Below are 14,367 nucleotides of genomic sequence, written 5' to 3'. Positions count from 1 at the left end.
ATCGCGGCGCAACCTGATCATCAGAAATCATCCCGTTCCGCGAACGCACCGTTGAACAGGAACTGCAGTGTCGAGGGCGCATTGAACTGAAGCTCGGTGTTCGGCTGGTAGGGCACGTAGGCGTTGTCGGTCACCAGGAACTGGGTGCGATACCAGGAACCACCGAGCTGCTTGCCCGGAACATCCGGCAGGCCACGGCAGTTCGGGCCGCCTGAGGCGTTCACGATCGGCAGGCTCTCCGGGTAGGTGTAGGCCGGGGCACCGGGCAGGAAGTTCGAGGCCACGAACAGACCGGGACGGATACCGCCGATCACCGGGGCGAAGGTGTCCAACGCCTTGGAGGTGCCCTGCAGTGTGCAACCGATCACCGGGGAGTAGTCGCCGGCCACCTTCAGCGGTGCGCGCAGCCGCTGGATCGCGGCGATGTAGTCGTCGGCGGCGGGTTCCAGTGTCGCCGTGCCGTTCTGGGCGAGTCCGGTGGCGGCCAGCAGCGCGGCGTTCAGGTTGTCCTGTTCGTCGACGATGGTCTGGGCCAGCCGCGGGGCGTTGTCGAAGATGGTGGCCAGATCGGGCCCGGCATCACCGTAGATATCGGCGACGACCGCCGTCTTGCGCAAGTCCTCCTGCACCGTCGGCAGCTTCGGGTTGAGTTGCGCCAGATAGCTGTTCAGACCTGACATCGCGACACCCAGATCCTCGCCGTTACCGCGCAGGCCCTCACCGAGGGCGGTCACGGTCGCGTTGAGGTTGATCGGGTCGACCTTGTGCAGCACATCGGTGAGCGTCTGGAACAACGTGTTGACCTCGAGCTGCACATCGGAGGCCGCGATGTTGGTGCCGGGCTGCAGCGTGGTGTCGCGAGGATCCTCCGGCGGCAGGAACTCCACCGACTTGGCGCCGAAAACCGTGGTGCCACCGATCTTCACGACGGCATTCGACGGGATGAAGCGCATCTGGTTGCGCTCGATGGACAGTGTCAGCTTGGCCTGATCGCCGGCGTACTCGATACTGGCGACCTTGCCGATCTGGATGCCGCGGTACTTGACCTTGGCATCGCGTTCCATCACCAGACCGGCTCGCTGCGAGGTCACCGTGACGGTGTCCACGGCGGTGAACGCGGCGGTGAAGAACAGGTAGGTGAACAACACGGCGATGACGACCAGGGTGGCCAGGATCGCGGCGGCGATCCGGACGTGGCTGCGTTTGGCGTTTCCGTCTGACATCGTCTGCCCTACCCCGACAGGTTGAAGTTGCCGGACGCGCCGTACACGGCGAGTGAGATGAACAGGGTGATGGTGACAACCACGATCAGCGAGGTGCGCACGGCCTGGCCCACGGCGATACCCACGCCGACCGGACCGCCGGAAGCGTTGTAGCCGTAGTAGGTGTGCACCAGCATGACCGCGACCGACATGACGATTGCCTGCAGGAACGACCACAGCAGGTCGCTCGGTATCAGGAAGGTGTTGAAGTAGTGGTCATACAGGCCCGCACTCTGGCCGTTGATGAACACCGTGGTGAATCTGGCCGCGAAGAACGCCGCGAGCACCGACAGCGAGTACAGCGGCACGATGGCGATCAGCCCGGCGATGATGCGGGTGGACACCAGATACGAAACCGCATGCACCGCCATCGCTTCCACGGCGTCGATCTCCTCGGCCACCCGCATCGCACCGAGTTGCGCGGTGGTGCCTGCGCCGATGGTGGCGGCCAGGGCGATACCGGCGATCACCGGTGCGACGATGCGCACGTTGAGGAAGGCCGACAGGAAGCCGGTCAATGCCTCGATGCCGATGTTGCCCAGCGACGAATAGCCCTGCACGGCAATGACACCACCGGAGGCCAGCGTGAGGAACGCGGCGACGCCGACGGTGCCGCCGATCATCACCAGCGCACCCGCGCCCATGGTCATCTCGGCGACCAGCCGGATGGTCTCCTTGCGGTACCGGGTGACGGCGTTGGGGATGTAGCGCATCGACTCGCCGTAGAACAGCGCCTGCTCGCCGATGCTGTCCACCGTGCGGGGCACGCCCCGGAAGAATCGGCGGAGCCGAAGTGTCGCGTCGTAACTCATGGGCGTCTCGTCGTCCGGCACACATTAATCATTGCGTTAGCAAGGAGGTGTCGACCGGGATCGTGATCGTCATCTCCCGGCCGACCGGCCGTGTTCGGGACCGCTTGGCGGCGAAGCTCTCTCATCAGCGCTCCAGAACCCGGACACCGACGGCGGTCAGGATGACGTTCACGACGAACAGGCAGATGAACGCGTACACCACGGTTTCGTTGACGGCGATGCCGACGCCCTTGGGCCCGCCCTGCACGGTCAGGCCGCGGTAGCACCCGACCAGCCCTGCCAACAACCCGAAGAGCAAGGCCTTGAACATGGCGAGCACCAACTCGCCGAGACCGGTCAGGATGGTCAGACCGTTGATGAACGCCCCCGGGTTGACCCCCTGCAGGAACACCGAGAAGACATAGCCACCGGACAGGCCGATCGCACACACCAGACCGTTGAGCAGTACCGCCACGAAGGTCGAGGCGAGCACCCGGGGCACCACCAGTCGCTGGATCGGATCGATGCCCAGCACCCGCATGGCGTCGATCTCCTCGCGGATGGTGCGGGCACCGAGGTCGGCGCAGATGGCGGTGGCGCCGGCACCTGCGACCACCAGCACCGTGACGACCGGGCCCAGCTGGGTGATGGTGCCGAATGCGGTACCCGCCCCCGACAGGTCGGCGGCACCGATCTCGCGCAGCAGGATGTTCAGCGTGAAGGCCACCAGCACGGTGAACGGGATCGACACCAGCAGCGTCGGCACCAACGACACCCGCGCGATCATCCAGGTCTGGTCGAGGAACTCACGGAATTGGAAGGGCCTGCGGAACATCTTCACGAAGGTGTCGATGGTCATTTCGACGAACCCGCCCACGGCCCGCGCCGGAGCCGCAAGCTGTTCGATCAACCTCGACTCCATTCTCGAACGGGGTTACAGGTCCACACTGGCGAAGACCCCGACAATATCGGGAATCTGTTCGCTCCGGCGGGCTTTCCACCCCTGATTTGCGCGCTGGCCTTAGTGAGCGGGCTCATACTAACTAGAACACGTTCACAGTGTCAAAGAACCGCAATCTTCGTGAAAATCTCCCATTTACGCTGGTCACAGCGCATGTGATCGACGTCATTCTAGAACGTGTTCTAGCAGGATCAAACCTGCGAATATCAGGTTCTCCAAACTCAAGAACCCATGAGTTCAGTCGCGGAGAATCCGATTTCCGGATCGCGTTCAGCAAAGTAGTTGCCCAGCGTCGTACTCAGCGCCGCGGGATCCCAGGCATCGGCGTCGGCGGTGAAGCGCTCGGCCACCGTGGGAGCGGCCACCAGGGTGACCGTCGGGCCGTAGACGATGAACAGCTGACCGTTGACGGCGTGCGCCGCCGGGGAGGACAGGAAGGCCACCAGGGTCACGACGTGATCGGGTGACAGACCGTCGACCTGGCCCGCCGTCAGTTCGGGAGCGTCACCGAACACATCGGCGGTCATCGCGGTCCGTGCGCGTGGCGCGATGGCGTTGGCACGCACCCCGTAGCGGCTCAGACCGCGGGCCGCCGACAACGTCAACGCGGTGATACCGGCCTTGGCCGCACCGTAATTGGCCTGGCCGACCGGCCCGGCCAGGCCGGCCTCCGACGAGGTGTTCACGATCCGGCCGTACACCTGCCCATCGGCAGACTCCTTGGCCTTGGCCTTCCAGTACGTGGCCGCATTGCGGGTCAACAGGAAATGCCCGCGCAGATGCACGGCGACCACCGCGTCCCAGTCCTCGTCGGACATGTTGAACAACATGCGATCCCGGGTGATCCCGGCATTGTTGACCACGATGCCCAGCCCACCGAGCCGGTCGGCGGTCTCGATCAGCTCATCGGCGGTGCTGCGGGCGCTGATATCGCCGGCCACGGCGATGCCCTTGGACCCGGCCGCCTCGATCTCGGCCAGCACATCGGACTTGTCGAGCGCGCCGGCCATGTCGTTGACCACCACCGTGGCGCCGGCTCGGGCCAGGCCGATCGCCTCGGCCCGGCCCAGGCCGGCGGCCGCGCCGGTGACGACCGCGACCTTTCCGGACAGGTCGATGGGGTTGTCGTTGGTCGCTGCTTCAGCGGCCGTCGGGCTGTTCAAAGGCACGGTATGAATACCTCTAGTCTCTTCAGTCTTTGCGGATGAGGGCAGCCCGAGGGCATTCGGCCACGGACTGCTCGGCCAGATCCTCCTGGTCGGCGGGTACCGGGTCGGCTTTCACGACGGCATAGTCGTCGTCATCGAGATCGAACAGGTCGGGGGCAATCCCGACACACACCGCGTTGCCTTCGCAACGGTCATGGTCGACTTCTACGTGCATCTGAACCTCCTCGCGCTCCGGGCACGGGCTGTGTGCCCATGTGCAGGCTAACGGTACCGCCCTGGACCGCAAGACTAGAACGTGTTACAACCAGGATATCGAGGGGTGCTTCGATTGTCCCGGGGCGCCCGGCTCCAACCCGACAGTGAGGATGTCGCCATGCGGATCGGTTACACCGCCGAGCAGGAGGAGTTGCGCCGCGAACTGCGGTCGTACTTCACCAAACTGATGACGCCCGAGCGGGCCGAGGCGCTGGCGGCCAGCGACGGCGAGATGGGCCGCGGCAACGTCTACCGCGAAACCGTCGAGCAGATGGGCAAGGACGGCTGGCTCACCCTGTCGTGGCCCACCGAGTACGGCGGCCAGGCCCGCCCGCCGATGGACGGATTGATCTTCAACGACGAGGCGTCCATCGCCAACGTCCCGGTGCCGTTCCTGACCATCAACAGCGTGGCTCCGACGATCATGCACTTCGGCACCGAGGAGCAGAAGAAGTTCTTCCTGCCCAAGATCGCCGCGGGCCAACTGCACTTCTCCATCGGTTACTCCGAACCGGGTGCGGGCACCGACCTCGCGTCGCTGCGCACCACCGCGGTGCATGACGGCGACGACTACGTGATCAACGGCCAGAAGATGTGGACCAGCCTGATCGCGTACGCCGATTACGTGTGGCTGGCGGTGCGCACCAACCCCGAAGCCAAGAAGCACCGCGGCATCTCGATGCTCATCGTGCCCACGACCGCCGAGGGTTTCTCCTGGACGCCGGTGCACACCATGTCCGGTGTGGACACCAGCGCCACCTACTACCAGGATGTCCGTGTTCCCAAATCGGCACTGGTCGGCGAGGAGAACGCCGGCTGGAAGCTGGTCACCAACCAGCTCAACCACGAGCGCGTCGCATTGGTCTCGGCCCAGCCGATCTTCGTGGCGCTGGGCGCGGTTCGCGAGTGGGCCCAGAACACCAAGGATGTGCACGGCAAGCGGCTGATCGACTCGGAGTGGGTGCAACTGAACCTGGCCCGGGTGCATGCCAAGGCCGAGGTCCTGAAGCTGATCAACTGGGAACTCGCCTCGGCCACCGACGCCGCACCCTCGCCCGCCGACGCGTCGGCGGCCAAAGTGTTCGGCACCGAACTGGCCACCGAGGCCTACCGGCTGCTCATGGAGGTGCTCGGCACCTCGGCGACACTGCGGTCGGGCTCCGCCGGCGCCGTGCTGCGCGGCCGCATCGAACGGATGCACCGGTCATGCCTGATCCTGACCTTCGGCGGCGGCACCAACGAGATCCAGCGTGACATCATCGGCATGGTCGCGCTCGGCCTGCCCCGAGTGAATCGATAGGAACGACAATGGATTTCACACCCACTGAAGCATCCGTCGACCTGGGCGGCCTGGTCCGCACCATCACCGAGTCGGTGGTCACCCCCGAGCATCAGCGTGTTCTCGACGGCCTGGAGCAGCGGTTCGACCGTGACCTGTGGAGCAAGCTCATCGAGGCCGACATCCTGTCGACCGCGGCCCCGGAATCGTTGGGCGGCGGCGGGTTCGGCGTGCTGGAGCAGGCCGCGGTGCTGACCGCACTCGGCCGGCAATTGGCCGCAGTGCCCTACCTGGAGTCTGCGGTGCTGGCGGCCGGAGCGCTGGAGAAGTTCGGTTCCACGCAGCTGCAGCAGGACTGGGCGGTCCCCGCCGTCAACGGCGCCAAGGTGCTTGCCGTTGCGCTCGACGGTGAGATGGGCCAGGGCCCGGTTCAGGCCCAGCAGGACGGCACCGGGTTCCGGCTGACCGGATCGCGCACCCAGGTCGCGTTCGGCCCGGTGGCCGATGCGTTCCTGGTACCCGCGGAGGCCGAGGTCGGTACGCAGGTCTTCCTGGTGTCCGTCGACGATCCCGGTGTCACGGTGTCCACGCTGGACACCACCGGTCACGGCACCATCGGCCACCTCGAACTGAGCGGAACGTCGGTCGACGCTACCCGCCTGATCGGTGGTGCTGAGGTCCTCGACTGGCTGACCGTGCATCATGCGCTGGGCCGCAGCGCCTTTCAGCTCGGTGTGCTGGAGCGGGCACTGGAGCTCACCGCCCAGTACGCCCGGGAACGCGAACAGTTCGACCGCCCGATCGGCAGCTTCCAGGCGGTGTCCGCGCGACTGGCCGACGGGTACATCGACGTCAAGGCGCTGCGCTCGACACTGACGCAGGCCGCATGGCGGCTGTCCGAAGATCTCCCTGCCGATATCGACGTCGCCAGCGCCGCCTTCTGGGCCGCCGATGCCGGGCACCGCGTGGTACATACCGTGGTGCATGTGCACGGCGGTGTCGGCATCGACATGGACCACCCGATCCATCGTTACTTCCTGGCTGCCAAGCAGACCGAGTTCGCGGTGGGCAGCGCGACCGGGCAGCTGCTGCGGATCGGTCGCGAACTGGCCGACACCCCCGTCTGACAAAGTGCACCGATCGACCGGACCCACCGTCGGTGAGCTGCTGGCACCGCTGGTCGATGTCACCGATCGTGGTGTCCACGACGAAGATTCGTTCACGTCCTGGCGGGACCATATCGCCGCGGGGGCCAGACTGGCCGCCGCCTTGCGGGCACGACTGGACCCGTCGCGACCGCCACACGTCGGGGTGTTGCTGGGCAACACCCCGTTCTTCTCCACGGTGTTGGTGGCCGCCGGCCTGTCCGGGCTGGTGCCGGTCGGGCTCAACCCGACCCGACGGGGCGCGGCGCTGCTCGCCGATATCGAACGTGCCGACTGTCAGTTCGTATTGGCCGATTCCGGTGCGGTGGTTCCCGACGGCGTGGACGCCGTCGACGTCGAATCGGATGGCTGGGCAGCCGAACTCGCCGGGTATGCCGACACCCCGGTGACGTTCGCCGATCTCACCGGCGACGACCTGTTCATGCTGATCTTCACCTCGGGCACCAGCGGTGATCCCAAGGCGGTCCGGGTGACCCAGGACAAAGTCGCTTTCCCGGGCCGGATGCTGGCCGAGCGGTTCGGGCTCGGTCCGGCCGATACCTGCTATCTGTCCATGCCGTTGTTCCACTCCAACGCGATCATGGCGGGCTGGGCGGTGGCCGCGGCCGCCGGTGCGTCGATCGCCCTGCGGCGCAAGTTCTCCGCATCGCAGTTCATCCCGGATGCGCGCCGCTTCGGCGCCACCTATGCCAATTATGTCGGCAAACCGCTGTCCTACATCCTGGCCACGCCGCAGCGGCCCGACGATGCCGACAACCCATTGAAATTCCTCTACGGCAACGAGGGTGCACCGCGTGATCTGCCGCGTTTCGCGGAGCGTTTCGGCGTGCGGGTGGTCGACGGATTCGGTTCCACCGAGGGCGGGGTCGCGATCGCCCGGACCCCGGACACCCCCGACGGTTCACTGGGTCCGTTGACCGACGAGGTGGCGATCATCGATGTCGAGACCGGTGCACCGTGTCCGCCCGGCGTGGTCGGCGAGATCGTCAATCCGACCGGGGCGGGCTGGTTTCGGGGCTACTACAACTCCCCCGACGCCGAGACCGATCGGATGGCCGGCGGCGTCTACCACTCCGGAGACCTGGCCTACCGGGACGAGGCCGGTTACCTCTACTTCGCCGGCCGCCTCGGCGACTGGATGCGGGTCGACGGCGAGAATCTGGGGACCGCACCCATCGAGCGGATCCTGCTGCGCCATATCGACATTGCCGAGGCCGCGGTGTACCCGATCCCCGATCCCGCCGTCGGCGATCGGGTGATGGCGGCACTGGTACCGAACCCCGGACGGGAACTCGACGTCGAGGAGCTGGTGGCGTTCCTGGATCAGCAGCCCGATCTGGGTCCCAAACAGTGGCCGTCCTTCATCATGATTGCCGCAACCCTGCCGCGCACCGAGACGTTCAAGGTGCTCAAACGCGAACTGTCCGCCCAAGGCCTGGACTGCCCGGACCCGGTCCACCCGATCACCCGTCCACGCCCGACGTAAGCCGCGGCAGAACTCGCCTCTCGACACCGTCGGCGGGTTATGGTCCGCACATGCCCATCACCCCGGACAGCGTGTCACTGGCCGGCCGCGTCGCCGTCGTCACCGGTGGCGGCACCGGGATCGGGCGCGGAATCGCGGCCGGACTGGCCGCGTTCGGCGCCCGGGTGGCGATCTGGGAACGCGATGAGGTGTCCTGTGCCGCGGCAGCCGCCGAGGTCGACGGCCTGGGGCTGGTCACCGATGTCCGCGATTCCTCGGCGGTCGACGCTGCCCTGTCCCGCACGGTCACCGAGTTCGGCTCGGTGCACATCCTGGTCAACAATGCCGGCGGCACCTTCGCATCACCTCTGCTGGAGACCTCCGAGAATGCCTGGGACGCACTGTACCGCGCCAACTTGCGCCAGGTGCTGCTGTGCACGCAGCGCGTCGCACGGGTGATGGTCGCGGGTGGGCACGGCGGCAGCATCATCAACATCACCTCGATCGAGGGTGTGCGGGCCGCCCCGGGATACGCGGCCTACGCCGCCGCCAAGGCCGGGGTCATCAACTACACCCGCACCGCGGCGCTGGAACTCGCCGAGCACCGCATCCGGGTCAACGGATTGGCCCCCGACTTCACCCTCACCGAGGGGCTGGAGGCCATGGCCGGGCCGCAGCGGCTGGCGAACGCGGCCCGGATGGTGCCCCTGGAGCGAGCCGGCCACGTCGACGAAATGGCCGGTGCCGCGGTGTTCCTGGCTTCCGATCTGGCCGGCTACGTCACCGGCCAGACCCTGCATGTCGACGGCGGCACCCAGGCCGCCGGCGGCTGGTATCACGATCCGGTGACCGGGGACTACCGGCTGGGACCGGGCCAACAATCGTAAGAGAATTTGCTGACGAGGTCGAGACAAAACACGTCCGCGGTATTCGAGTAGTTCTACCTACCGCGTAGCAGGCATCTGTGGACTACGCTCGCCTTCGACAATGAGCACGCCAGCATTTGCCATGAGTTCGACTTTCGCCATGAGGAGTTCATCAATGAGAGCATCTGCGCTCACCGGTTTCGCGGCCGTGGCCGCCACTGTCGGCTTGCTGCTGTCCGGGTGCGGCTCGGACAGCAAGACCACCGAGGGCACGCCCACCGCGGCGGAGTCCACATCGGCACGGTCCAGCACCGCAGAATCCGAGCCGGAGACCACCAAGCCCAAGGTCGCCCCTCGTGACGAGGTCACCGACAGCACCGGACCGAACGAGACGATTGCCAGCTATATCCAGGACAACGGTATCCAGGAGACGCCGATCCAGCGCGGCGATCCGGGCTCACCCACCATCGACCTGCCGTTCCCGGACGGCTGGGAGGACGCCGGCCCCGACACTCCCGAATGGGCCTATGGCGCAATCGTCTACACCGGGCCGGAGGCGGCGGAGTACACACCCAGCATCGTGGCCCTGGTGTCGAAGCTGACCGGCAACGTCGACCCGGCCAAGATTCTGGAACTGGCCGCCGGCGAGCTACAGAACCTGCCGGGCTACGAGGGCTGGAACGAGGGTGCCGAGAGCACCCTCAGCGGGTTCGATGCCTTCCAGCTCGGCGGCACGTGGGACCAGGAGGGGCTGACCAAGATCGTGGCGCAGAAGACGGTGGTGATCCCAGGCGCGGACGGACTGTACGTGCTCCAGCTCAACGCCGACGGACTCGAGGATCAGGCCGATATCGTCAGCGCGGCAACCGATGTGATCGATTCGGATACGGTCATCACGCCCTAGTCGTGTAGGACCGGCCCCAACCACATCTGTGGACGATGCCGGCGCACCGCAGCTTCGATGCGGGCGCCGGCATCGCTGTATGGCGAGACGGTGTAGCGATACCAGCCGTCGTACAGCCCGCCCCGCGCAGTAACAGGTCGGATCCGGTGTAGGCCCCTGCGACCAGATAGCCCAGGGGCACCAGCCAGAACAGCGCGGTGACCGCCAGCGCACCAGCCGCCAACGCCGGACTCCACTTCACCAAGACGATCCGCTCGGCATCGTTCACCCAGGCATCATCGCGTGTCGGTGGCCGTAGCTACGCTCGGCGCATGCCGCTGGCCGAGGAACTGATCAACGCCGACACCGCCCGCGCGCTTGTTGATGCGTTCCGGGCGCCGTCGCGACCGATGTCGAACACCGCGGCCGCCGGGTCCGCACTCGCGCCGCTGCCGCTCCGGGCCCGTGCCGACGCCCTGCGTGATGCGCTGCTGGCCGACATTCCCGAGGACTACCCGGCACTGGCGGGTGCGGTGCGGACTGCGCTGACCAGCACCACCCGCTTCGACGGGTGGATGGTGTGGCCGGTGACGACGGCTGTCGCCGACCGCGCGGTCTCCGACGACACCGACGCGGCGTTCGACGACGGATTGGCATTGCTCGCCGAACTCACACCGCGGCTGACCGCCGAGTTTGCCATCCGTACCATGCTGCGTCACAACCTGGGCCGGGCGTTGACCGCGGTCCGGACCTGGCCGTCGTCACCGGATGCCGCCGTACGCCGACTGGCATCCGAGGGTACCCGCCCCTACCTGCCCTGGGCCACAAGGGTTCCCGACATCCTCGCCGAGCCGGAGAGCACGGTGCCCATCCTGGATGCGCTCTACCGCGACCCGGATCCGGTCGTTCGCCGGTCGGTGGCCAACCACCTCAACGACCTGAGCCGCGACCAGACCGCGCTGGTGGTCGAGGTCGCCGGCCGCTGGCTTCGGTCACCCGATGCCAACACCCCGGCCCTGGTCCGCCATGCCCTGCGCACGCTGGTCAAGCGTGGTGACCCGGGCGCGCTGGGATTGTTGGGATTCGGTGCGGCCACGGTCCGCATCACGGGCCCGGAACTCGATATCGTCGCGGTGCCCTACGGCGGCACCATCACCTTCTCCGCGGCCATCCGTAACGACGGATCCGAATCGGCCCAGCTCGTCATCGATTACGCGGTGCACCACCGCAAGGCCAACGGCACGCGGACGGCCAAGGTGTTCAAGCTGACCACCCGATCGTTGGCGCCCGGGGAGTCCTTGACGGTCAGCAAGGCGCATTCGCTTCGCCCCATCACCACCCGCCGCTACTACCCGGGCATCCATGCGGTCGATATCCGGGTCAACGGAAAGGCCTCGGCCCCGGTCGAGTTCGAGCTACTCGCCGACTAAGCCTCGCGGATCTTGTCGAGCTTCTGCGAGGCATCGTCGAATCCGCTCACCAGTTCGGCGATGATATCGGCGACGGGCCGGATCTCGTTCATCCGGCCCACGATCTGACCGACCGGCATGGCGACCGCGGTCGGATCCGCGGACTCGTTCATCCGCTGATGGGCCTCGCTGACGAGGATGTTCTGCAGCGGCATCGGCAGCGGGTCCGGGGCACCGTCGGCGTCCCAGGCATCGGTCCAGCGGCTCTTGAGCAGTCGGGCCGGCTTGCCGGTGTAGATCTTGCGCCGCACGGTGTCCGCCGAGGTGGCATCCAGCATCGCCTGCTGAATGGTCGAGACACCGGAGGACTGCCGCACCCCGAGGTCGTATTCGGCCGAGGTCAGGAATGCCGAACCCATCCAGACGCCCTGTGCGCCAAGGGCCAACGCCGCGGCAACCTGGCGGCCGGTGCCGATACCGCCAGCGGCGAGCACCGGATTCTGATGGCCGAGCGCGCGCAGCCCATCCACGACCTCCGGCCACAAGACCACCGAACCGATCTCACCGGTGTGCCCGCCGGCCTCGTGGCCCTGCGCGACGACGATGTCCACACCGTTCTCGGCATGGCGCAGCGCATGTTTGGCACTGCCGGCCAGTGCGGCCACCGGAACACCGGCGGCATGCGCCTGATCGATGACGTCCTTGGGCGGGGAACCGAGTGCATTGGCGATCAGCTTGATCGGGTGCTTGAGCGCGACCTCGACATGGCTGCGGGCCACCGAATGCAGCCAGCCCAGCACACCCTCGGACTTCTCTTCGTCCTCAGGCAGCGGCGGCACCCCGAGGTCGGCGAGCGTCTTGGCGACGAAATCGCGGTGTGCCTCCGGGATCAGCTTGTTGATGTCGACACTGGTGCCCTCGGTGGGCACCTTGGCCGGCATCACGATGTCCACACCGTAGGGCTTGCCGTCGGTGTTGGCGTCCATCCACTGCAGGACGTTCTCCAGGTCGTCCGCGTCGTTGAACCGCACGCAGCCCAGCACACCGAGACCGCCGGCCTTGCTGACCGCGGCGGCCACCTTCTCCGACGGGGTGAAGACGAAGATCGGGTATTCGATCCCGAACCGTTCGCAGAGTTCGGTGCGCATGTTATTTCTCCCGTCGCTTCGCTCGCGCGGTCATGCTTTGGCCCCCGCATGATTGGCGTGTACGTCATCGGCGGCGCGATCTTCGGTGGTGTCCTTGGCCCACCGGTAGTCGGGCTTGCCCGCCGGAGAGCGCTTCACCTCGTCGACCAACCAAAGGCTGCGCGGCACTTTGTATCCCGCGATCTCTGTGCGGACATGGGCGTCCAGTGATGCCAGCGTCGGCTGGGTGCCCTCACGGGCCTGCACGACGGCGGCGACATGCTGACCGAACCGCTCGTCGGGCACACCGACGACCAGGGCGTCGAACACATCGGGATGCCCCTTGAGGGCGGCCTCGACCTCTTCGGGATAGATCTTCTCGCCGCCGGAGTTGATCGATACCGAACCGCGTCCCAGCATCGTCACACTGCCATCGGCCTCGACCTCGGCGTAGTCACCCGGGATCGCGTACCGCACACCGTGATAGGTGCGGAAGGTCTCGGCGGTCTTCTTCTCGTCCTTGAAGTAGCCGACCGGGATGTGCCCGCATTTGGCGATGATGCCGCGCACGCCGGACCCGGGGACAACAGGGTTGCCGTCCTCGTCGAGGACCTTGGTGTTCTTGTCGATGGTGACCCGGGGACCGCCGGTGTGGCTCTGGCCCTTGGCCACGATGCTGGTGCCGCCGAATCCGGTCTCCGAGGAACCGATCGAGTCGGTGATGACGCGGTTGGGCAGCAGCTCGAGGAACTTCTCCTTGAGGCTGGTGGAGAACAACGCCGCCGTGCTGGCGAGCAAAAACAGGCTCGAGAGGTCGTAGGTGTTCCCCTCATCCTGATGGGCGAGCAGGGCATCCAACAGCGGACGGGCCATCGCGTCACCGGTGAAGAACAGCAGGTTGACCTTGTGGTCGTGGATCAGTCGCCAGACCTGGTCGGCATCGAATTCCGGTGTCAGCACCACGGTCTGGCCGGAGAACAGTGCCATCCAGGTGGCCGACTGGGTCGCGCCGTGGATCATCGGCGGAATGGGCAGCCGGATCATCGGGGCGTTCGCGGCGGCCTGCTTCGACAGGTCGTATTCGTCGGCGATCGGTTCGCCGGTGGCGAAGTCGGTGCCGCCGAACAGCACTCGGTAGATGTCCTCGTGGCGCCACATCACACCCTTGGGAAATCCGGTGGTGCCGCCGGTGTAGAGCAGGTAGATATCGTCGGCGCTGCGCGGGCCGAAATCGCGCTCCGGTGAGCCGAGCGCCAGGGCGTCCTCGAAGGGCACGCCGCCGTAGCGGGCGAAGTCGTCGTCGCTGCCGTCCTCGACGACCAGGACCGTCTTGACGTTCGGGGTCTCGGGCAGCACGTTGTCCACCCGGTCGGCGTAGCGGCGCTCGTGGATCAGCGCGACCATGTCCGAGTTCTCGAACAGGTACTTCAGCTCACCCTCGACGTAGCGGAAGTTGACGTTGACCAGGATGGCGCCGGCCTTCACGATGCCGAGCATCCCGATCACGATCTCGATGCGGTTGCGGCAATACAGCCCGACCTTGTCGTCCTTCTTGACACCCTGGTCCTTGAGGTAGTGGGCCAGGCGGTTGGCCCTCTCCTCAAGCTGGGCGTAGGTCAGCTGTTCATCCCCACAGATGAGGGCTACGCGGTCCGGCACGGCGTCGATGGCATGCTCGGCGAGATCGGCGATGTTCAGGGCCATGGCACCTAAACTAGAACGTGTTACATTTCG

The 14,367-nt window shown here is 66.4% G+C and carries 14 protein-coding genes; 6 read left to right on the top strand and 8 right to left on the bottom strand.

All coding sequences use genetic code 11. From position 1 onward, the window contains the following. Nucleotides 1-20 precede the first annotated feature (20 nt). The 5 genes from ACLBYA_RS14015 to ACLBYA_RS13995 all read right to left on the bottom strand — a co-directional run bounded on the left by ACLBYA_RS14015 (nucleotide 21) and on the right by ACLBYA_RS13995 (nucleotide 4,397). A complete protein-coding gene (locus ACLBYA_RS14015; protein ID WP_447710024.1) occupies nucleotides 21-1,223 on the bottom strand; it encodes an MCE family protein in 1,203 nt (400 codons plus the stop codon). A gap of 8 nt (nucleotides 1,224-1,231) precedes the next feature. Continuing rightward, complete coding sequence (locus ACLBYA_RS14010; protein WP_447710023.1) at nucleotides 1,232-2,074, bottom strand: MlaE family ABC transporter permease; 843 nt, start codon at nucleotides 2,072-2,074, stop codon at nucleotides 1,232-1,234. Between the two features lie 124 nt (nucleotides 2,075-2,198). After that, on the bottom strand, nucleotides 2,199-2,963 hold the full coding sequence (locus ACLBYA_RS14005) for an MlaE family ABC transporter permease (protein ID WP_447710022.1): 765 nt from the start codon (nucleotides 2,961-2,963) through the stop codon (nucleotides 2,199-2,201). A gap of 272 nt (nucleotides 2,964-3,235) precedes the next feature. Beyond that, nucleotides 3,236-4,183 (bottom strand): 3-oxoacyl-ACP reductase, encoded by a 948-nt coding sequence (locus ACLBYA_RS14000; protein WP_447710021.1) that lies wholly within the window; start codon nucleotides 4,181-4,183, stop codon nucleotides 3,236-3,238. Nucleotides 4,184-4,205: 22 nt separating this feature from the next. Further along, a complete protein-coding gene (locus ACLBYA_RS13995) occupies nucleotides 4,206-4,397 on the bottom strand; it encodes a ferredoxin (RefSeq protein ID WP_447710020.1) in 192 nt (63 codons plus the stop codon). A 159-nt stretch (nucleotides 4,398-4,556) separates the two neighbouring features. Between ACLBYA_RS13995 and ACLBYA_RS13990 the strand changes: the two genes are divergently transcribed. The 5 genes from ACLBYA_RS13990 (at nucleotide 4,557) to ACLBYA_RS13970 (ending at nucleotide 10,118) form a co-directional block, all read left to right on the top strand. Continuing rightward, nucleotides 4,557-5,738 carry an acyl-CoA dehydrogenase family protein gene (locus ACLBYA_RS13990; RefSeq protein ID WP_447710019.1) on the top strand — a complete coding sequence of 394 codons (1,182 nt, stop codon included), beginning with the start codon at nucleotides 4,557-4,559 and terminating at the stop codon, nucleotides 5,736-5,738. A gap of 8 nt (nucleotides 5,739-5,746) precedes the next feature. Next, a complete protein-coding gene (locus ACLBYA_RS13985) occupies nucleotides 5,747-6,844 on the top strand; it encodes an acyl-CoA dehydrogenase family protein (protein WP_447710018.1) in 1,098 nt (365 codons plus the stop codon). A gap of 4 nt (nucleotides 6,845-6,848) precedes the next feature. Then, nucleotides 6,849-8,369: a long-chain-fatty-acid--CoA ligase FadD17 gene (gene fadD17, locus ACLBYA_RS13980; protein WP_447710017.1), complete on the top strand. Its 1,521-nt coding sequence runs from the start codon at nucleotides 6,849-6,851 to the stop codon at nucleotides 8,367-8,369. A gap of 50 nt (nucleotides 8,370-8,419) precedes the next feature. Beyond that, a complete protein-coding gene (locus tag ACLBYA_RS13975; RefSeq protein ID WP_447710016.1) occupies nucleotides 8,420-9,235 on the top strand; it encodes an SDR family NAD(P)-dependent oxidoreductase in 816 nt (271 codons plus the stop codon). A gap of 154 nt (nucleotides 9,236-9,389) precedes the next feature. Then, nucleotides 9,390-10,118: an LpqN/LpqT family lipoprotein gene (locus ACLBYA_RS13970; protein WP_447710015.1), complete on the top strand. Its 729-nt coding sequence runs from the start codon at nucleotides 9,390-9,392 to the stop codon at nucleotides 10,116-10,118. On the opposite strand, the gene ACLBYA_RS13965 is transcribed toward ACLBYA_RS13970, so the two are convergent. Further along, nucleotides 10,108-10,386, bottom strand: coding sequence for a hypothetical protein (locus tag ACLBYA_RS13965; RefSeq protein WP_447710014.1), 279 nt, complete (start codon nucleotides 10,384-10,386; stop codon nucleotides 10,108-10,110). The genes ACLBYA_RS13970 and ACLBYA_RS13965 overlap by 11 nt on opposite strands. A gap of 43 nt (nucleotides 10,387-10,429) precedes the next feature. Between ACLBYA_RS13965 and ACLBYA_RS13960 the strand changes: the two genes are divergently transcribed. Next, entirely contained in the window at nucleotides 10,430-11,527 is a 1,098-nt protein-coding gene (locus tag ACLBYA_RS13960; RefSeq protein ID WP_447710013.1) for a DNA alkylation repair protein, read from the top strand. Here the strand turns inward: ACLBYA_RS13960 and ACLBYA_RS13955 are convergent. Together ACLBYA_RS13955 and ACLBYA_RS13950 are read right to left on the bottom strand one after the other, a co-directional pair. Continuing rightward, nucleotides 11,524-12,654 (bottom strand): NAD(P)H-dependent flavin oxidoreductase, encoded by a 1,131-nt coding sequence (locus ACLBYA_RS13955; RefSeq protein WP_447710012.1) that lies wholly within the window; start codon nucleotides 12,652-12,654, stop codon nucleotides 11,524-11,526. The two genes, ACLBYA_RS13960 and ACLBYA_RS13955, sit on opposite strands and share 4 nt — an antisense overlap. Before the next feature lie 30 nt (nucleotides 12,655-12,684). Continuing rightward, nucleotides 12,685-14,337 carry an acyl-CoA synthetase gene (locus ACLBYA_RS13950; RefSeq protein WP_447710011.1) on the bottom strand — a complete coding sequence of 551 codons (1,653 nt, stop codon included), beginning with the start codon at nucleotides 14,335-14,337 and terminating at the stop codon, nucleotides 12,685-12,687. Nucleotides 14,338-14,367 lie beyond the last annotated feature (30 nt).

Source organism: Mycobacterium sp. C31M (assembly GCF_053345865.1).
Note: the sequence above shows the minus strand (reverse complement) of the source record. Positions and strands in the feature narration are given on the sequence as shown.